This is a genomic window from Thiofilum sp. (assembly GCF_016711335.1).
Classification (GTDB): Bacteria; Pseudomonadota; Gammaproteobacteria; order Thiotrichales; family Thiotrichaceae; genus Thiofilum.
Window position 1 is genome coordinate 41,340 of the sequence record NZ_JADJTF010000004.1, and the last position, 20,408, is coordinate 61,747.

The window sequence follows — 20,408 nt, forward strand, 5'->3', positions numbered from 1 at the left end:
CATACGGGTGATTTTACCTATTTTTTAGACACTAGGCGAGGGGTGTTCCAGTAACACTTTAAGTCGTGAGCACTCGACGTTGCCTAAATACTAGAGGCTTACTCGGCGCTTGAGCTAGATAATCGGTATTGATGGCTTGGGTGATTAAATGGTGATGAGGAGATTTAGCACAGGTTGGGTCGGCTTGAGTCGCATCGCCCAGTAATTTAAACGCCTGACAATGGCAACCACCAAAATCTTTTTCGCGCTCATCACAAGTGCGGCAAGGCTCTTTCATCCACGCCTCGCCTCGGAAGAAATTAAATCCTTGGGAATGATACCAAATCCACTCCATCGAGTGATCACGCACATTAGGCAATTCTAAATTCGGTAAACTACGCGCTGAATGACAAGGAATAGCTAAACCGTCTGGTGCTACGGCTAAAAACACCCGCCCCCAGCCGCCCACACAGGCTTTAGGACGATTTTCATAGTAATCGGGCACAACATAATAAATACGCATTTTGCCCTTTAGCTTTTCTTGGTACTCATGAGCAATACGCTCAGCTTCTTGTACTTGAGCGCGAGTTGGCAATAAATGATCCCGATTAAGTAGCGCCCAGCCTTCATATTGCGCGGTCGCTAATTCAACATAATCAGCTTGTAACTCAGCCGCTAAATCGAGCATTTGTCTAACACGCCCAATATTTTGGCGATGAATCACAAAGCACAATACCATCGGATAGCCATTCGCTTTCACGGCTCGCGCCATTGCTAATTTATGCTCGAAAGAATCAGTGCCCGCTAAATAGTCATTTAATACTGTATCATCCGCCTGAAAGCTGACTTGAATATGATCAAGACCTAATTCACGAAAGGTAGCGACACGCTCCTCATCCATACCAATACCCGAAGTAATCAGATTCGAGTAATAGCCTAAGCGCCGTGCTTCGGCTATTAAGATTTCAAGATCTTTACGTACTAAAGGTTCCCCACCAGAAAACCCTAATTGTGCCGCTCCAATCTGACGTGCTTCACGTAGTACTTTCAGCCAGCCTTCGGTATCGAGTTCATCTTTTTTAGGCACTAGGTCTAGTGGGTTGCTGCAATAGGGACATTGCAAGGGGCAAGAGTGAGTTACTTCAGCTAGCAACCATAAGGGTGGCGGTATTTTAGACATAGCGTAACCAACCTCGCTCTACCGCTGACTCTACTAACTCACTCACATCGGCTAATAAACCCGCCACCTCATACTCGTTTTCTAACTGCTCACTAATAGCTTGAATACTTAGTTCGCCTGTGCATTTGGCTAAAATAGCGGCGGCACTGTCATTCAGTTTGACCATGCCTTCGGGGTAAAGCAGTACATGGTTTTCTTGTACGGGTTCCCATTGCAAACGATAACCTAGCGCGAGTTGAGGTTTAAGCTCGGTATCCATGACTAGTCCTTGGCTACATTAAAATACGGCGGCATGTTTTGAATATAAGCTAAATACATAGCATCCAACATCGACCACAACACATCTAATTTAAACTTGAGTATTTGTAGCGCACGCTGCTGCTGTTCTAGGGTTTTAAAGTTTTCCAAGGTCAGAGCCAAGCCATGATCCACATCACGATGCGCTTCGGTTAAACGATTACGGAAATACTGCAAACCTTCTTGCTTGACCCAAGGGTAATGATCAGGCCAGCTTTTTAAGCGTTGTTTATGAGCAGTGGGAGCAAATAATTCGGTCAAAGAGGAGCAAACTCCTTCCTGCCACGTCGCGTGATGTACAAAGTTCAGATAAGCCTCAACTGCAAAGCGCACACCGGGCAATACATGGCGTTGATCCCACAACTCATCACGCGGCACGCCACACGCTTCACCTAATTGCAACCACGCTTCTATGCCACCATCAGAAATATGCCCCGCTGCTGGGCCGCCATCATGATCCAGAATACGCTGAATCCATACCCGCCGTATTTCACGGTCGGGGCAATTCATGAGTAAAGCAGCATCTTTACGTGGAATAGTGACTTGATAATAAAAACGATTAGCGACCCAACCTTTTAGCTGCTCAGGGGTTAATTTGCCTTCATACATCATTTGTTGGAATGGATGATGGATATGATAGTACTTACCTAAGGCGCGTAATTGTTGTTCAAATTCGGCTTTGGACCAAGCACTCATACTCATAGCTCCACTAACAATCCATCAGAAGCGACTTCTATACCCGCCTGAGTTAAAATCGCTCGTTCGGTTGAGTACTCATCTAAAATCGGATTGGTATTATTAATATGAATCAAAATTTTGCGCGGTTGAGGAAACTGATTGAGCCATTCAATCATGCCACCCTTACCAGATTGGGGGAGGTGTCCCATTTCGCGTGCGGTCTTATGCCCTACTCCACGCTGTGACATTTCATCATCCGTCCAGCATGTACCATCGACTAGCACGCAAGTCGCTTCTGCAAAGTAAGGGATGAGATGGTTTTCAATGACACCGAGTCCGGGGGCATAAAATAGCTTGCCTCCGGTTTTTAGATCTGCAAACCAAAAACCTACATTATCACCTTGATGCGGTGAACAGCGATGCGGTGAATAAGGCGGGGCTTTGCTCCACAGTTCAACAGCCGTAATACGTAGATCCTCAAAACCTGTCACACTAAAGGCTCGCTGATTGAGCGGTAACGTATGGCGCTTCACTCCACAATAATGCTCTAGCATATTGAATACGGGGAAACCAGTAGTCAGATCTTCATACACGCTATCGGTGCAATACAGCTCTAAAGGTTGCTTGCTCTCACGTAAAATCAGTAAACCCGTCGTGTGGTCAATCTGGCTGTCTGCGAGTAACACCGCTTTAATGCCCGTATCACGTAAAGCACGTTCCGGTTGTAAATAGGTATGTAGAGTATTGAGTTGGGTACGAATATCAGGTGAGGCATTAATTAATAACCAATTGACCTGATCCGTGGAAATAGCGATGGAGGATTGAGTACGAGGTTGAGCTTGAATAGCACCATGTCGTACTCCTGCACACATCGGACAGTTACAATTCCACTGCGGGAATCCACCTCCCGCGGCAGAACCTAAAACCAATACGTACAAGGCTTAACGATTCATGATGTACAGATTGATTTCAAAACCATAACGCATTTCAGTAAATGCTGGCTTTGCCCATGCAGATTTTTTCATAGTGAAACTCCTCTCTTTAATGTGTTGGAGTTTTTAGTATAGATAATGCTAGGTTGGAAAAAGGTTGGTCACGTCATTGCGCAATCATTAGTGTATGCTGAGTGTCTTTAGTGATTGTTTTTAGGAGCTTTAATATGCGCAATCTGCTTGCCGTCCTACTGGGCGCTCTGATGTTACTTGTAAGTCCTATGAGTCCCGCCAATGATTCCACCGCTGCTTTTGGTGCGGGTGGTTTAGTGCTGACCAAAACAGATCAGATTGTGATGGAGTCTGAGGACTTATTTATTAGCCAAGACAAAATTCGCGTTAAATATCAGTTCAAAAATACCAGTGATAAACCGATTACCACGCGTGTAGCCTTTCCTATCCCAGAGTTCACCTTTGATATCTATGACATTCCCCTAAATTCCGACAAGTTTGATAAAGATAAAAACGTGATGGACTTTTCTGTGATGGTGAATGGTAAAAAGCAACCTTTTGAAACTGAAGTGAAGTCTCGTACTAAGGATGAGCAAACATGGCATAAAATCACTCATCACTGGATGCAGACTTTCCCTGCGCAAAAAGCTATTTCCGTTATCCATGAATACACACCTGCTTTAGGGGGCGGAGTTGGTTTTGGTTTGCAAGGAGAGGAAACCGGACGCTACTGCATCACTAAAGACTTGCAAACATGGGTAGATAAACAGCTTAAATCCGGCTGGGATACACCCACTGCTACGGTCAACTACATTTTAAAAAGTGGCGCAAACTGGAAAGGTCCTATTGGCAAATTCAAACTGACCGTTAAAAAGTCTGATAAAGAGGAAAAGATTAGCTTTTGTGGTACGGGTGTAAAAAAAGTTGATGACTTAACCTTTGTTATGGAAAAAAATAATTTCACGCCTAAGCAAGATTTATATATTTTGTATTTAAAGAAACCCTATAACACCAATGCAATTCAATAATGCTTTCATCTGAGATACTTTCACCCAATCGAATTAACTTAGTTTAACTAGCATAGATTTATAGTATTACCAACACTTGGCTAATTTATAGTTAAACTGTTTAATCTTCAACCAAATATTGCTCATTAAAAATGATATGTTTTAAATTGAACTTAACAACCATCAGCTAAAGCTGAAGGGTTCGCTAAAAGGACTAAAGTCCGGATACGGGTCGAATAGACCCGTCTAGCCTTCTGTCTTAAAGTTATCCTCTAACCTCGGTTCAAAGTGATGCTCTAAATACGCCTTAATCATCTCAGCACTCAATTCCCCTGAAGTCGCACAAAAATAACCCCGCGCCCAAAAATGCTGTCCCCAATACCGCTTTCTTAAATCCGGGTAGCTTTCAAAGATTTTTGCCGCACTTCGACCCTTAATTCGGCGCATGATCTCGCTCGGTGCTAGCTCCGGTGGCACCGATAACAACAAATGCACATGATCCTTGCTCACCACCCCCTTCACTATTTCTATCTCAAAGGCTTGACAGGTTTGACGGATCAACTCCCGTATCTTTAACCCCACATCCCCTTTCAGTACCGGATAGCGGTATTTCGTCACAAATACAAAGTGATACTCAATCCGGTAGACGGTGTGGCTTCCATACCGATACTCCATCTCTCACGACCTCATGCCAACCTTCATCCAGCTAGTATCGCAGATAAATCTGACCGTCTAAAGACGGTGGTTTTAACCTTGAAGACGGACTAATAAAAAATCTATACTATAATATAAAGTATAAACACACAGCTAGGTTGGGTTAAAATATGAACAAACGCTCAGAATACTTTGAGAGTAACTTAGTTGCTCTCAGAGATATGAATTATTCAACACTATCATCTTTCTCTAATAATCTTCATCAGATGATTAGTGAGCTTACCGAAACCCCTTCTCATTATAACAAAAAACTATACTCTGAGGTGGAGGAAAAATATATTCATTCGCTGCTTATTGGTTTTTTAAATACAGCTATCCATGACCCCATTGAGCGAGAGTCAATTATTGAAGGAATGATGTATTCTGACAATCCGACTCTATATATAAATTCGATCATCGAAATTCCAGATGATGTTTATAAAAAAATAGAAGAGATCGTACTAATTAGAAATAAAATCAAATATGATACTTCTCTTGAGGACTCCAATCCAAAAATTAAAAAACGCAACGTTGCTCCAAAAGCTCAAGTCGATGAGCTATTTAAAAACTTAAAGAAAAATCTAAAAGCGCCTAGAACAGAAAAATTTACATTTAGAAATTCATTGGTTGCTAGACGATCTGAGTTATGTAGTACTCCTTATGAAAATCAATATAGCCCAGTCAATCAAAGTGAGCTAAATAATATTATAAAAGAACATAGAAACACCTCTAACTATACTCTCATTGATCTATCTAACTGCTCAGCGACTGCTATTTCAATTAATCGTGCTAATAAACTTATTATTACTGGCAAAGTTAATAATAAACCCATTACGATAAATGGTTCTAACAATATACAAATATGTGATCTTGATGCTAGTATCACAAGCAATTACATCAGTAATAGAAATAATTATACCTCATGTGATAGCGTCATATTAGCTATTAACTCTTGTAATCATATTTATATTAAAAACTCTTACTTTCATGGTGGACTATACGATGCTAATCAAGAAACTATCATTATGAATGGCATGACACAATCAACACCTAAAGCTGTTATATTAAGACCCAAGGGAGTTTCTATTACTACAAACAGCAAGAATGTCTTTGCTACTGATAATTATCTTGAAAATATACTTAATGCTTTTGAAATTGTAAACTCTAGCAGAATACATTTTGAGGGAAATATAGCCCACTACCTAATCAGTGATATGTTTCATTGTAATAAAGTAACAGACCTTACCATCACACATAACTACCGAGGTAAAGGCTTAGCCTATCAGTTAGCCCAAGGTCATCGTTTACGTATTAATGCAAAGGGGATTCAAGAGCAGTATGATGGCAAAACTCACTCTGATTTTGTACAAATTTTTGCTCAAAAAGGAGATACCACACCCAGTAGAAATATCCATATCTATGAGAATTATGATGCGTGTATAGCTCAAAGCCTTAATGACAGTGATACTAATTGGGTTAGTTTTTGTCAACAATCCGACCCTTTAGTAGAAAAATCAAGAGCCACTAATCATGCTGTTGGTTTACAAGGTATATTTATTAGATCAGAGGTATTTGCAGTAAATCAACTACAACATCAAAATATCAATATTGAAAATAATCATCTCTATAATACCCAACATAACCCCTATACAGTTTTAAATAGCACTAAATTTAGGATTGTAAATAATTTTTGCACTACAGGTAAAAATTTTAATACTAGTAGCAATACTCCCACACAACCTAATATTGAAGGTGTTACTAATATTATAAGAGCTAACCCAAATGCTTATATTAGTAATAATTATATGATTACCGACGGAGTAATTTCCCCTCTACCAGTCTATTACAATTAATAAAGTAAAACCTCTGTCACTCTAATACCTTACGGAGAATAGATATGAGTAATCAAAGCATCCAAAGTAGTCACTTGCAAAAGCAAGAGCATTTTGATGATCAAGCAGCTTATATTGAGACTATGGGAGATACTTCTTTAAACAGACCCTACTATAAATCTATGCTGACACACCTAGCTCGGCAAAATTGGCAAAGTGCTCGAAGCCTATTAAAACTAAAAGCACAGATTGACGAACTATATCCCAGTAGGCAACGCAATAGTGATGGAATAATTGGGGATTCTGCCCATTGTCCGGGTAGCTCAGATCATTGTCCTAATAATGCCGGTGTTGTTACTGCTTTAGACATCACTCATGATCCTATTAATGGCTGTGATCTTAATACCATTACAGAACATATTATTAATAGCCGTGACTTGCGTATTAAATACATTATATGGAATGGAAGGATTTGTAGCTCTACTATTGATCCTTGGCAATGGCGCAACTATAACGGCCAGAACCCTCATAATGCTCACGCCCATTTTTCAGTTATGGGTAGTAGAGCGCTTTATGATGATGACTCTGATTGGGTCATTAGCGAACCCGAAATAATACTATCCCCTAACTCCGTATTACTCAGCCCTGTTTATAATAGAGGTTCTGCGCCTATTGATTTCATTAATATTTTAGTCAGTTGGGCGAGAAATGCCGACAATGAAATTTTCAATTGGAATGCAAATTATGACATTTATTCCCATGTGCGCCAAGATTTAGGTCCATGGCAAGGTATCATGCATCGTAAGGCAGTCATGTTGGAGGTAATGCGTGTATTAGCTGGCTATGAAAGCTCTTGGAACTGGCAGGCTGAGCACGATATTACCAATCCTACCTCTACTAGCGACTGCACAAAAGAAGCCGGCATATTCCAATGTTCTGCTAACTCAATGGTATTTGATGCTAGTCTTAAAGAGCTTTTGAGATCAGTAGCAGGAAAAACTGACTGCCAAAGCTTCAGAAACCTGACCAAATCAAATAAGTATTTTGCTATCGAATATTGCGCTCGATTACTGCGTTTTACCATCAACCATCATGGTCCTATTAAACGCTATGAGATCCACCCTTGGTTAAGTAAAGAGGCAGTACAAGAATTTACTAACTTATTAAGTAGCACCACATAATACCCTCCGTCTTAATAGTAACGACCTGTTACTATTAAGATTGAATACCTAGCCCTCTTTTCCCTATCCTTTTACTCAGACCCATAGTCATGAGTAAGTATTATGTTTAATCGCTCTCGCAAGCCTAAATTGATTAAATGGCTAAAAATTCTTGCAATAAGCTTATTAGTCTTAACAAGTATGGGACTAGGTATCCGTGAAAGTCTATTTAGTGGAGCTATTTTAGCCCCGCAAATATTGCAACCTAATGACTCTATTATTGATATGCATGTCCATATTGCTGGAATCGGGGCGGGAAATACCGATTGCTATGTAGCGCCTGCTTTGCGAAACAATATGCGTTTTAATCAATACTTAGCCGGATTTGGAGTCTCTATCACAGAGATTCAACACAAGGGTGATCAGATTGCCGTTGATAAACTAGCCGAGCGTTTACAAGGCTCAAAAACCGTTAAAGGGGCTGTACTCTTAGCACTAGATAGTGTCATTAATAAAGAAGGAAAAATCGATTATGAAAAGACTGAGGTCTATATTCCTAATGAATATGTTTTAAAGCAAGTAAAACGCTATCCAAAAAATTTTTACTATGGCGCTAGTATTAATCCTTATCGAACAGATGCTATAGAGCGCTTAATAGCTGCTAAGAAAGAGGGGGCAGTACTCATTAAATGGATTCCTAATATTCAACATATTGACCCAGCCGATTCTAAGCTCATACCTTTTTATACTAAAATGCGAGAGTTAAACCTCATGCTGCTCAGTCATACAGGTCAAGAGCGCTCTTTCAGTAGTGCCGATGATACTTTAGGCGATCCACAACGTCTTGAATTACCTTTATCTTTAGGTGTAACCGTTATCGCTGGACACGTTGCCACCACGGGTTTTAATCACCAGCAGAGTAATTACGCTCGTATTTTACCTTTAATTCAAAAATACCCTAACCTCTATGCAGATATATCGAGTCTTACACAAATTAATAAACTAGGTTATTTACAACAAGCACTAAATGAACCACGCCTAAAAGGCAGGTTAATTTATGGCAGCGATTATCCACTCTCCAATATGATTTTAACTTCAGCTTGGAATTTTCCTTTAAATCTAACTAGAGCTGAAATGGCTCGTATCAATCAAATACCTAATCATTGGGATAGAGATGTGGAGCTTAAACGTAACTTAGGAGTGCCTGCTGAAGTATTTACGCTGGGTGCTCAACTTATTACAAATCACCATTAGTGATCAAATAGTTTTCAATAGCCTATTACACTCATCAATTAAATCCTGAGGAATTTCTATTGTTGTATCTAGTTGCTTTACCTCTTCTAGCTTATCTAAAGCCTTTCGAGGACGACGACAGGCTAATAAAGCTCGTGCATGAGCTACCCCTAAATCATGGCGTAGACTACTATTTAGTTTTTCAATTTTACTTTTTAATTGATACATCAAACGCAAAAACTGCAAAGGTTGATACTGAGATAATAAATTCACCCCTGAATACATAAAACCATAAGGCTCATTAATTTTTTCTACTAAATCTTCTTTTAACCATGCTTGGGATAAAATCCATAGCTCATTAGAATAATCAGTATGGCACTCGTAATATAGACCCTCAAATAAACGTTTTTGCATTTCTATACCTATTAAGCCTTGCTCACAAGCTTGGGTTGCAATCAATAAGCGCTTAGCTGGCTCTTTTTCTAGCTCAGGTAACTGAGTTAATTCCCAAACCATTATCTCAGTCAGTGGCTCTGGTGCTAATAACTCTCTAAAAGCACTTAACAGTGTTTCGGCTGGTATTTTCTTAACTCTTTTTCTAAACTCGAACCATTGGTCTAGATAGGGATTTTCAGAGTTTAATGGACTGACTCCATCATCATACCAATCTTTAGCCATTAAAATACTAATTTTACCATGAATATGGTAAATCGTTTTTAATGCTTTGGCTAAATGATGTAATACTTTCAATAAAGCTGGATTAAACTCTTCACTTTTTAAATGCGAATAAGGATGAAAATTAAGTAAATGCCCCTCATCCGAAATCGCTAATAAACACCGTCCTTGCACTACCCCTTTATTATCATAGGCATAGAGCACTCGCTTATTAATATCTGCCGCATTAGTGACAACCGAGAAGAAATTGCAACCATCGTGACTTAGACAAGTACCAAAATAATCCCCCATTTGAAATACTTCTAATACTGACTCTGCCCATTTAAAGGTTAGATCAAGGGTTTGGCCATTACTGAGTTGTGTTGAAATGGTTAATACCCAAGTATTGAGCCAACGGGTTAAATCTAAACCTTTTGCCTGCATGCGTGCTATCCAATGCGCATTAGGAGGAGCAGTTACTAAAGGATAATTTTGGTCTATATCCGCTTGGAGTAGACGACCCGCCAATTTACGTTCTGGGCTACTGAGTTGTTTTAAGGCGATTAAAGTAGTTTGATATTTAGTCTGCTCTAACCATTGCTCTGGTAAAGGTTGAGATAAATATAAGGCTTGTTGTAAATCGGTGCGTAGGCATTCTAAACAACTCTGTTGCCAACGGGCTAATAAATCTAAAATAGCCGCTTGCATGAGTTTAGCGCTTAAATGCTCTAGACGCTGTGCTGAAAGTATAGGTGGTTCAATTAAACTGTGCTTTAAATTAGCTAGACGCGTTTTTAAACGCTGCATCAGCTTATCATCTGTCACCTGTAATAATTTAGACTCCAATACTTGAATTTCTTGGTTTATTAATGCCTCATTACGGAAATGCTGCCCTAGGATACGTTCAGCTAATGCCTCTGGTTTAGCATGATGGCGTAAAATGAAAAGTAAAGTTGGCTTAAGCTCTTTGGGATAATGATCGAAATGTTTAGGCCAAACAACCTCTTGCAAGGGTAATGCAGGAACTTCTTGTTTAAGTTGCTCCAATGTTTCCAAATAAAAGGTTAATCCTGCTAAGGGTTTCCATAGCTGGTGACTATCAATAGACTCTAATAAATTTAACTCAGATTGCTTGACGATATGCAAAGCCCCACGCAATGCTTCCCAGTAGTCAGCAGGTTTATCGCAATTCTCAATTAAATACCAACGCTTTAGCAATCCTATAAAACGCTCTGGATCGTAATTATCCGCTACCAAACAGGCTAGTAATTGCTGCTGCTTATTAGTTAGATCAATACTTACTCCAGCGTCCAAAAGCGCTTTAAATAAATTAAGCTTTGGCCAAGTTTTAGGGGTGGTGTTATAAAATTGTAAGAATGCCTGAGCATAACGTGGCGGGTCTTGATTGGTTTCACAAAACTGCGCTAAATCACTAAAAAAGCGCTCATAATCATCGGTAACAAAATCAAGATAAATCAGATGATAATCAATAGATTCATAAGGCCAATCATGATCAGCAGCTTTATAATACTCTATCAATCCCAGCCAAGGGCTTAAACGTGCTACTAATGCTTCTAAGGAAGAAGCTTGTTTTAAATAGTGAGTCCAGCATTTAAATACCCGTTGATAGCGCAGATAGGCACTGCTATCAATAATTTTCCATACTTTCGCCCAGTGAATTAAAAAGGCTTGTGTGCTATATGCCGACCATTTACTTTTAGCGGGTAAACGCTCCAATAAAGCGTTAATTTGCACTAAAGGCTGCATGGCCTCCTGTGATTCGGCATAACGTTTAATCGCTGATAGCGGGTTGTTTTTATCACCAAAACCAATAGGGCGTGACTCTAATACATGCTTTAACTGTTTGGCTACTAGCTTATGTCGAGATTTGAGTGTGGCGTCAAACTCCTTATTAGAGAGCTTTTTATAAGTTTGATCTAAATAGTGCTGATGGCTATGTAGTTTATAAAGCTGAATTAGCTCCTCTAGTTCTAAACACCATTCATACCAAAGCTCTAATATCTCTGGCTTATATAGCAGCAATACCACATCAAGTTGACGCCGCCGCTCTTTAGGCGTGAGCAACATGATTTGCTCTAACCAGTCAAGCCAAGCATGGGCACTACTTTGTCTAGGAAAGCGCTCCTGTGTTTCGATAGACTGTAATAAGGAAGGATTATTTATGTGAGTAAAACTATATTGGTATAGCTGTAAAAAATTTAAGTAATAAATAACACCCCCTTGCTGCCAAACGGGATGCGCTAATTGCTTCAATAAGCGCTCGGTACGTTGTGCGGTGGTATCTTGGCTAAGTGCAAACAAATAGACACACATATTCATGGGTTGCGACATATAGCTAACTAACTGAGCTAGTGACTCCTGCCCTTGCTCTATCCAGCTCACTGCTTGCTCTAATACCATCGGGTCAAGACTGAGCCACCATGCAAAATTATCGAGTATAGAACTTAAACTAGGTGTGGTCTGTTTTAGCGCTTGTACACGTCGCAAGAGACGCATTTGCCCCTGTTCCTGAATTAGCAATGCTTGCCAAGGATCAACCTTGTTACCCAATAAATAAGCCCGAATCGCTTGTAACTTGAGTTGCACCCGTTGTTTCCATACTTGAGCATCCCCTACAATGGCAGGTAAGGCTTTAGGAAAACTACTCACGACCCGATTGTAATCATGTCCCGCTTGAGCTAAACGCGACTCATCTATGTGAATAAACTCATAATCCCAAGGCATAGGGTAATAAGCATATTGCCAATACAGACCCTGTTCCTGTCCGCCAGACGTTAATGGATACCCCCACAACCAACCCAAACGCGCACGCAAATACATTTTGGCACGCGGCTCATTATTTTTTAATTTAGTGATCGGCGGATCGAGGTAATCTTTCATTTAGCAAAACAACCTTGTCATGAGTTTTGGATTCACCTTAAACCTTTTTAAAAAGTGCAGGTCAACCCTTAGTAAGAGTATGGTTTTAGATTATAGTAGTTTTGAACTGTATTAAATCAAACTAAATAACCTCAGGAGAGATGAATGAAGCGATTACTAACTTTAGGCACTTTATTAGTAGCCAGCTACTTACCGCTGCAAGCTTCGGCATTTTGTGGCTTTTATGTAGCTAAAGGAGGTGCTAATTTATTTAATCAGTCCTCACAAGTGGTTTATGTACGCGATGGTGATCGTAGTATTGTCACGATGGGCAGCGATTTTAAGGGCGATGTTAAAGAATTTGCGATGGTCATACCTGTGCCTGTCATAGTGCAAAAAGAACAGGTCAAATTAGTGAATAATAGCACCATCAAACAATTAGATGATTTTTCTGCTCCGCGCTTAGTCGAATATTTTGATTCTGACCCTTGCGAAATTATGCGCCCTAGACCTATGGCAGCACCCATGATGCGTGCAGCTCGCCCTATGCCACCCGTAGCGCGTGCACGAGAACTAGGGGTGAAAATCGAAGCGTCTTATACTTTGGGCGAATATAACATTATGGTGTTATCCGCTAAAGAAAGCGGCGGGCTAGTCACTTGGCTCAATGAAAATAAATATAAAATCCCCGCAGGGGCTGAGCCTGTCATTAATAGCTACCTCAAGCAAAATATGAAATTCTTTATTGCTAAGGTCAACTTAAAGGAATACTCCAAAACCGGATTTACACAATTACGCCCCATTCAAGTGAATTACCGTGAAAAGCGTTTTATGCTGCCGATTCGTCTAGGCACTGTGAATGCAACAGGTAAGCAAGATCTATTTGTCTATGGCATTACGCGCAATGGACGTATTGAAACCACTAATTATCGTACTGCTAAAGTACCCACAGATCTTAATATCCCCACCTATATTAAAACGACCAACCAATTTTCTAGGTTTTATAAAGACCTATTTAAAACTCAAGTCAATAAAAACGAGGATGGAGTCTTTTTAGAATATGCATGGAATATGTCATGGTGCGACCCTTGTGTCGGTACTCCTTTAAATAATAAACAATTGAAAGAGTTAGGTGCATTTTGGTTAACAGAGAATAGTGCTACTGATGCCTATATCACACGCTTGCATGTGCGCTATGACCGCGAAACCTTTCCTGAAGATCTGATGTTTCAAGTCACAGGCAATACCGAAAACTTCCAAGCGCGTTATGTGATTAATCATCCCTTTGCCGTAAAACCCACCGCTTGCCCTGCGGCTAAAACCTATGTAACTCAAACACTTCCTAAACGTTGGGAAGAAGAAGCCAAAAATGCCGCCAGCTTAACGGGTTGGGATGTGAATGCGATTCGGAAAAAAATCGCGGAAACTAAACCCAAAATTTAATAATTATTGCGTCTATTAAGGAGCACCTTATTAATGGGGTGCTTCCTTGAATCCCTCAGTGGAAATCACTCTTGCCAATAACAGTGTCATCAGCATCAAGTTTGTTAAGACTAATACCCTGCTCAATCAGCGCTGTTAGATACTGCTCGGTTAATTGCGCTTGTGTAGCCGTACTTTCCTCGGCATACATCGCGGCTCGAAACGTATTACTATTAGGTAAGCCTTGGGTATACCAAGCAATATGTTTGCGTGCAATACGACAACCTGAATATTCATCATAAAAGCTATATAAATCATTGAGATGACTCAGTAATACTTCACGTACTTCAGTGAGTTCAGGGGGAGATAGCAATTCACCTGTTTGTAAATAGTGCTGAATTTCACGGAAAATCCACGGACGACCTTGAGCCGCTCGCCCAATCATCAGCGCATCGGCTTTAGTTTCATCTAGCACTTGTTTAGCTTTTTGTGGGCTATCAATATCGCCATTAGCAATCACTGGAATCCTAAGCTGCTGCTTAACCTCAGCGATTAATGCATAATGCGCATGCCCCGTATACATTTGGTCACGAGTACGCCCATGAATCGCTAGTGCTGCAATACCTGCCTGCTCTGCTAGTTGAGCCACGCGCAGAATATTTTCTTTGCCGTAAGCAAAACCTAAGCGCGTTTTTAGTGTTACGGGCACATCAACCGCATCAACAACGGTTTCTAAAATGCGTTTAACTAAATCTTCATCCTGCAAAAGTGCTGATCCTGCTAGCTTTTTACAAATCTTTTTGGCAGGACAACCCATATTAATATCAACTATTTGCGCACCATTAGCCACTTGATAACGCGCTGCTTCAGCGAGTAAGGCGGGTTCTGATCCAGCAATTTGGGCAGAAATAGGGGCGAGTTCACCGTCAAAGTTGGCACGATAAAATGATTTCTTTTGCGCGTATAAGGTCGCGTCAGCGGTCATCATTTCACTGACCGCATGTCCCGCGCCAAAATATTTACATAAAGTCCGAAACGGACGATCCGTGACTCCCGCCATAGGAGCCACAATGAGATTATTAGTGAGTGTATAAGAACCTATATTCATGGGCGCGAAGTGTAGCAAAACCCATTAAAGTTTTGCGATATACTCAAGGTTAAAATCATCTAGTTAGCCCATTCAAACTGTGAGCCTAAAACCATGCCTAGCACTTTACAAACCGTTGCGCGGGATAATGAAGGGTATTTATTAAACCCCAATGACTGGTCAGAACTACTGATGGAGCAATTAGCTACGGAGCAAGAATTGGTCTTAAGTGAGGAGCAACGTGGCATTATATTATTTGTACGTGACTATTATGACCAGAATGCAACCGTACCCGAAGCGCGTAAAGTATTGAAATATATGACTGAGCAATGGGGTAAAGATAAGGGCACACGCAAATATTTATATCAACTCTTTCCACACGGCTATGCACAACAAGCCTGCAAAATGGCGGGAATGCGTAAACCTTTAAAACTAATGTTAGATTTGTAAACTCCTTATCTCATAGAGGTCAAACGGACGCTTGACCTCTAATATTGAGTGCTTAACTATTATTAAAACTATTAACTAACAATAAGATAGCCAATATCCACATAGTAGCCGCTACTATTAAATCCAGTATTTGCCAGCTTTTAGGGTTAGCGAACCAAGGTGCTAGTAAACGTCCACCCCAACCCAAAGTAATAAACCAGCATAAGGAAGCTAAACTAGCACCCAAAGCAAACCACCAACTTTGAGGTGTAGGTAATTGACCACCTATGCTACCTAATAATACGACGGTATCTAAATACACATGAGGATTTAGTAAACTCAATGCTAGCAAGGTGAGTACCGTAGTTTTTAAAGCCATTGGTTTTAACTCTTGAGTGGTTAAAGCACTCGGTTTTAAAGCACGCTGCAAGGCATAAGTACCATATAAAGCTAAAAAAGCAGCCCCACCCCAAGTCGCTAAGGTAATTAATGGCGGATACTCCTGAATCAGCGCACCTAAGCCCCATACCCCTGACCAAATTAAGAGCGTATCTAAGGCCACACAGACCAATACCATCGCACCAATATGTTGATTTCTAATGGCATTACTCAAAACAAACGCATTTTGTGAACCGATGGCCATTATTAGGCTGCCACCCATGCCAAACCCTTTTAATAAGGCTAACCCTGACATTTTGTATCCCCTAATAGTGAATGATTAATAGGCGCTACTATGCCCAAGCCAAAATATTTAGTAAATTTAATAATTTTTCATTATCTTAAATTTATCTAAAGATTTTAGCGTATGGATATTGATCTCAAAGGCTTAAGTGCATTTATGGCGATTATGCGCCAAGGTAATTTTGATCGAGCAGCGCAATCCCTGTTCATTACGCCCTCGGCTATTTCTCAACGTTTGAAATTATTAGAGGAAAAGCTTGGGCAGACCTTGGTAGTTCGTAGCTTACCTGTGCGTCCTACTCCAGCAGGAGCGGCATTATTAAAATATGGGCAGCAATTGGAACAATTAGGGCATATTTTAGAGCACGATTTGCAGCCCACTAATCAACAAGGCTGGCTAAAAATGGCGATTGCGGTGAATGCCGACACGTTAGCAACATGGCTTTTGGAGTGTTTAGCCCCTTGGTGTAAGGCTCAACGGGTTGTTTTAGATATTCGAGTTGATGATCAAGATCAAACCCATCATTTGTTACAACAAGGTGAGGTAGTGGCGTGCATGAGCGCTCGTGAAAAAGTGAGCCAAGGCTGTCGCTGCATCCCTTTGGGTAAGGTGCGCTATCAATGTATGGTTAGCCCTGACTTTTATAGTGAATATTTCCCAACAGGCGTCACCAGAGAAACTTTACTCAAAGCACCGATGGTAAGGTTTAACCTCAAAGATGATTTACAGCATGCCTATTTACGCCAGCATTTTGAATTAGATGGGGAAAATCTAGTACAACACACCCTGCCTTCCGCCGAAAGTTTTGTGCAAGGTTTAATACTAGGAATGGGATTTGGTATGGCCCCCGAAATACAAGTACAAAAACAATTGGAAAAGGGGCAATTAATTTATCTCACGCCAGAGTTACCGCTTGATATTCCTTTATTTTGGCATCAATGGGGCATTGAAACTGAACTGATGCGCAGTCTTAATTCCGTCATTTTAGCGGGTGCTAAACAAGTGCATTATCTTAATTGACTGATAAGTATAATTTATTGATATTAAGTTCAAACCATTTATAAGCATCCCTTATCCATTAATCTTTAATAACACGCTTATGTGCAGAATGTTCGATAAGTTTTAGCCTTGTGTTTTTTTAATGACATAAGGAACTGTCAAATGTTTAATATGAATATGAATGCTATGCCTTTTTGGAATAATGATTTTGCAGCTCCACGTCCTTTTGGAGGTGATTGTAATGTCGGCAGAGGTGTAGGACGTGGGCTGGGCTTGCAACGCGGGAGTGGTAATGACTTTAACTGGAGCGCTTCTTTTGGTGCTCGCGGCGATCTCAGTAATTTAGGTGACCTAGGCGCTTTAATACAATTCTTGCTGCAAACTCTACAAGGAATGGAACAAAATCTAGGCGCTAAACCCGACTATATGTCTCCTAATGCTGCCTTGCCTAAGGCTTATGCAGCCGATGCTGTAATGGTAGATACGATGACCGTAGATGACACATTGCGTAGCACTGCAACCACTAGCAGTAGCACACCCGATGCCGTTGTTGCTGAGGCTACCGTGTTAGAATCCACTTCAACTACTACTGTCACCAGCTCTGCTCCAAGTAGTACTGCTGTAAGTGCTGCTCCCGCTAACACTGAACATGCTAGTGATGGTCATAGCCATTAATTGAATAAGTTACTGAAAGGGCAAAAGTAGCGATGGTTTTTGCCCTTTCAATCTTAATCCTTTAATTTCACTCTAAATAAATCCAACCTAATCAAATTCAAAGCGGTGCAGTATGGGCGAAAATATTAGCGTAATATTCCCCTTCCAAAGGCTCAGGTCGACCGTGTTGCAAACGCGCTGACTCATAAAACACCACATCACCTACTTGCATATTCAGTTTATGAATTTTTCCCCGATGATCTGCAATATGTAACGCCCAGTCTTTATCAACCTGTTGCGCGACATTAATAATCATACTGACCTGATGGGTATCAATACGGTCTACATGCATTTTCAAAGTAGCACCACGCTGATACTCCCGAATCCCATAAACAGCACTAGGCTTAAGCTTAACTCGCACCCAATCTTCTAACATCGGGCAAATCGTATTAAAAATCGCTTGGCGTAATTCATCACTTAATTCGATCATTTTTGCCGGATGACGCTCAGTAGTGGTTTGAATATAAGTACCTATCGCATCATTCATCTCTAAAGCAATATGCTCTTTTCTACCTATTTGATAAAAATCAGTAATACGTTGAAATAACTCTTCGGGCAAACGGGTTTTCTTAAATCCTTCAGAGGTAAAAAAAGGTAATTGCTTATAGGGTAAAGCTTTAAAAGGAGTAGTCATTGAGCCTTTCGTTCTAAACCACTTAGTAATAATCACCTTTTCGCCACGCAGTACAGGTTTAGCCCAATGAGCCGTATCAGGATTCACCTCGCCTTTAGCCGTTAGATTATTCCAAACCACCGCCATACCCCGTTTAGGCTTAACTTCCAAACCTATTTCAGTAAAGCAGGTCTCACCGCCCTCTTGCACATCGGTTAAATAAATCATAAAAGTCCAAGTGCGCTGCCCCATTTCACTAGCAAACTTTTCAAATTCCCAAGTATTAGGTTCAAAGTAGTCGGTATGCTTTTTAAATTGTTGCCCTAATTGATAATATTGACCTTGTGTTCCTTCTGAGCGCTCTGGCTCAATGCCCATATACTCCGCCATACGTTGATCAATTTCTTGAGTAAGTACATCAGGCTCTACCGAGAGTTCACAGGTTTGACTGGTACGAAAATACTTATCTGGCTCATCGGGATTAGTGATGGTTGAAGGGCGACAACGGCTTTTAATACGTGCCGTTAATGCCTCACACTCATCAGCACTTAAAAAATCTTCTACTAGATACAAATGCACCCGATCTGAATTCAAGCGTTGGGCAAAAGCTAATTGAATCGCATCGAATGCCTGATAACTCAATTGCTCCGGTGATTTAAGCGGTCTAGTATTTGCCAATAGTTGATTCATACGAGTAATCAGCTCACTAGACTGCGGCAAATAGTGCATTTCATGCACAATACTCAAAGGGTGAAATCCCGCATTAACTAAAATAGCGACCATTTCCTCTTTGTCACACCCGCGTGACAAATTAAGTTGAACCCACTCTTTCCAACTCTGATCCATTTGTGTGTGCATCATAGACTCACATTATTATTAGCAACTCAGGACTCAGTATAAAATATTTCAGCTACCCTCCAAGCCAGCGCCTGCACTAACGTAGCGAGTTAATGGATAGACCACAACACCACACTATCACCACACCGCAAGCCTTGCCTAGCTCTCACAAAGACTTTTTTAGAAACGATTTCGGAAAAATTTCGGAAAAATTTCAGGATTAAACTGGCTAAATCAGCAACACTTCTAAACAGCTAATAGCAAAACTCACATACCCAACTTTCAGACGCCTTGCGAAGGAGGAATTTATGATTAGGTTATTGTTGAGTATTAGTACCTTTCTCTTAATGGTATTCAACGTCTCTGCCTATGCTCTCAGCAACTCTGCCCCCACGACATCCTCTTTCACCTGTAACTCTGCTTTTTGCCAGTGCAAAGGTGAGACCGATTGTAATGATATGATTAATAGTAATGTTTGTGGAACATTAGCAGACTGTAATCCTAAAACAGATACTTGCACTTGCTTTAGGTTTGCTAGAACACCTAGTAATTCAAAGAAAATTGAGTTTTATAAGCCTCCCGTGAATTTAAAATAACCAACTACTTAGTTATTTTATCAAAAAAATGGGATTTATTATGAAATACTCAATAATACTTGCATCTTTTTGCTTAACAACATTTTATTTTAACTCTGCTAAAGCTCTAGATGCTCCTGATGGAGCAGGCAATTATATATGCTCTAATCAAAATCAGGCGCTGATTTTCACAGTAAGATTTAATGCAGCTTATGAAAATGGCTTAATTATAAAAGAAGCCAAGTCCAGAAGAAATGCTATGACTTTTAATAATTACTATGGAAATGGTGCAAGTGACCATTGGAAGTCTGGTGCAGGTAGCTGGATATCTGAAAAAAACATGTGTTACTTAGTTCTCGGTTACCACAAGAAAGATAAGTTCAATCAAAGATTACCTTTCAAACAAAGCAAATTTCGTTTACTCAATAGTAGCACTTTAGGATTTGAAGATGCCAATGATAATGACTATAACGATACAGTTGTTGAATTTCATTGGGTTAATTAATAAGGAGA

General features: G+C 40.3%; 19 protein-coding genes. 9 read left to right on the plus strand and 10 right to left on the minus strand.

The genetic code is table 11. From position 1 onward, the window contains the following. Window positions 1-58 precede the first annotated feature (58 nt). Genes pqqE through pqqA form a run of 5 tightly spaced genes read right to left on the minus strand, consistent with a single transcriptional unit; the run spans window position 59 to window position 3,159 of the window. Window positions 59-1,159: a pyrroloquinoline quinone biosynthesis protein PqqE gene (pqqE, locus tag IPL34_RS19325; RefSeq protein ID WP_296843170.1), complete on the minus strand. Its 1,101-nt coding sequence runs from the start codon at window positions 1,157-1,159 to the stop codon at window positions 59-61. After that, window positions 1,152-1,418, minus strand: a complete 267-nt coding sequence (pqqD, locus tag IPL34_RS19330) for a pyrroloquinoline quinone biosynthesis peptide chaperone PqqD (RefSeq protein ID WP_296843171.1) — start codon at window positions 1,416-1,418, stop codon at window positions 1,152-1,154. The genes pqqE and pqqD overlap by 8 nt, the downstream gene beginning before the upstream one ends. Window positions 1,419-1,420: 2 nt before the next feature. Then, the gene (pqqC, locus tag IPL34_RS19335) at window positions 1,421-2,158 is read right to left on the minus strand and encodes a pyrroloquinoline-quinone synthase PqqC (RefSeq protein ID WP_296843172.1); all 738 of its coding nucleotides are present in this window, start codon (window positions 2,156-2,158) and stop codon (window positions 1,421-1,423) included. After that, entirely contained in the window at window positions 2,155-3,072 is a 918-nt protein-coding gene (pqqB, locus tag IPL34_RS19340) for a pyrroloquinoline quinone biosynthesis protein PqqB (protein WP_296843173.1), read from the minus strand. Before pqqB ends, pqqC begins: the two co-directional genes overlap by 4 nt. Before the next feature lie 3 nt (window positions 3,073-3,075). Next, window positions 3,076-3,159: a pyrroloquinoline quinone precursor peptide PqqA gene (pqqA, locus tag IPL34_RS20785; RefSeq protein WP_366931109.1), complete on the minus strand. Its 84-nt coding sequence runs from the start codon at window positions 3,157-3,159 to the stop codon at window positions 3,076-3,078. A 134-nt stretch (window positions 3,160-3,293) separates the two neighbouring features. On the opposite strand from pqqA, the gene IPL34_RS19345 reads away from it, so the two are divergent. Next, entirely contained in the window at window positions 3,294-4,106 is an 813-nt protein-coding gene (locus IPL34_RS19345; RefSeq protein ID WP_296843174.1) for a DUF4424 family protein, read from the plus strand. 225 nt (window positions 4,107-4,331) lie between these two features. Here the strand turns inward: IPL34_RS19345 and tnpA are convergent, their stop codons facing one another. After that, window positions 4,332-4,760 (minus strand): IS200/IS605 family transposase, encoded by a 429-nt coding sequence (gene tnpA / locus IPL34_RS19350; protein WP_296839491.1) that lies wholly within the window; start codon window positions 4,758-4,760, stop codon window positions 4,332-4,334. A gap of 149 nt (window positions 4,761-4,909) precedes the next feature. On the opposite strand from tnpA, the gene IPL34_RS19355 reads away from it, so the two are divergent. The 3 genes from IPL34_RS19355 (at window position 4,910) to IPL34_RS19365 (ending at window position 9,024) form a co-directional block, all read left to right on the plus strand. Further along, window positions 4,910-6,631, plus strand: a complete 1,722-nt coding sequence (locus IPL34_RS19355) for a hypothetical protein (protein WP_296843175.1) — start codon at window positions 4,910-4,912, stop codon at window positions 6,629-6,631. Between the two features lie 44 nt (window positions 6,632-6,675). Next, the gene (locus IPL34_RS19360; protein ID WP_296843176.1) at window positions 6,676-7,791 is read left to right on the plus strand and encodes a hypothetical protein; all 1,116 of its coding nucleotides are present in this window, start codon (window positions 6,676-6,678) and stop codon (window positions 7,789-7,791) included. 102 nt (window positions 7,792-7,893) lie between these two features. Further along, entirely contained in the window at window positions 7,894-9,024 is a 1,131-nt protein-coding gene (locus IPL34_RS19365) for an amidohydrolase family protein (protein WP_296843177.1), read from the plus strand. Between the two features lie 3 nt (window positions 9,025-9,027). Here the strand turns inward: IPL34_RS19365 and IPL34_RS19370 are convergent, their stop codons facing one another. After that, window positions 9,028-12,558, minus strand: coding sequence for a hypothetical protein (locus IPL34_RS19370; protein WP_296843178.1), 3,531 nt, complete (start codon window positions 12,556-12,558; stop codon window positions 9,028-9,030). A 144-nt stretch (window positions 12,559-12,702) separates the two neighbouring features. Between IPL34_RS19370 and IPL34_RS19375 the strand changes: the two genes are divergently transcribed. Beyond that, window positions 12,703-13,980: a DUF2330 domain-containing protein gene (locus tag IPL34_RS19375; protein WP_296843179.1), complete on the plus strand. Its 1,278-nt coding sequence runs from the start codon at window positions 12,703-12,705 to the stop codon at window positions 13,978-13,980. Between the two features lie 55 nt (window positions 13,981-14,035). Here IPL34_RS19375 and dusB read toward each other — a convergent pair whose 3' ends face one another. After that, entirely contained in the window at window positions 14,036-15,067 is a 1,032-nt protein-coding gene (dusB, locus tag IPL34_RS19380; RefSeq protein ID WP_296843180.1) for a tRNA dihydrouridine synthase DusB, read from the minus strand. Window positions 15,068-15,160: 93 nt separating this feature from the next. Here dusB and IPL34_RS19385 point away from each other — a divergent pair, with 93 nt between their 5' ends. Then, window positions 15,161-15,496 (plus strand): TusE/DsrC/DsvC family sulfur relay protein, encoded by a 336-nt coding sequence (locus IPL34_RS19385; RefSeq protein ID WP_296843181.1) that lies wholly within the window; start codon window positions 15,161-15,163, stop codon window positions 15,494-15,496. A 52-nt stretch (window positions 15,497-15,548) separates the two neighbouring features. Here the strand turns inward: IPL34_RS19385 and IPL34_RS19390 are convergent, their stop codons facing one another. After that, window positions 15,549-16,169: a LysE/ArgO family amino acid transporter gene (locus IPL34_RS19390; RefSeq protein ID WP_296843182.1), complete on the minus strand. Its 621-nt coding sequence runs from the start codon at window positions 16,167-16,169 to the stop codon at window positions 15,549-15,551. Between the two features lie 111 nt (window positions 16,170-16,280). Between IPL34_RS19390 and IPL34_RS19395 the strand changes: the two genes are divergently transcribed. Together IPL34_RS19395 and IPL34_RS19400 are read left to right on the plus strand one after the other, a co-directional pair. Then, entirely contained in the window at window positions 16,281-17,177 is an 897-nt protein-coding gene (locus IPL34_RS19395; protein WP_296843183.1) for a LysR family transcriptional regulator ArgP, read from the plus strand. 141 nt (window positions 17,178-17,318) lie between these two features. Beyond that, window positions 17,319-17,831: a hypothetical protein gene (locus IPL34_RS19400; RefSeq protein ID WP_296843184.1), complete on the plus strand. Its 513-nt coding sequence runs from the start codon at window positions 17,319-17,321 to the stop codon at window positions 17,829-17,831. Between the two features lie 97 nt (window positions 17,832-17,928). Here the strand turns inward: IPL34_RS19400 and IPL34_RS19405 are convergent, their stop codons facing one another. Beyond that, the gene (locus tag IPL34_RS19405; protein WP_296843185.1) at window positions 17,929-19,344 is read right to left on the minus strand and encodes a 2OG-Fe(II) oxygenase; all 1,416 of its coding nucleotides are present in this window, start codon (window positions 19,342-19,344) and stop codon (window positions 17,929-17,931) included. A 612-nt stretch (window positions 19,345-19,956) separates the two neighbouring features. On the opposite strand from IPL34_RS19405, the gene IPL34_RS19410 reads away from it, so the two are divergent. Beyond that, a complete protein-coding gene (locus tag IPL34_RS19410) occupies window positions 19,957-20,400 on the plus strand; it encodes a hypothetical protein (RefSeq protein ID WP_296843186.1) in 444 nt (147 codons plus the stop codon). Window positions 20,401-20,408 lie beyond the last annotated feature (8 nt).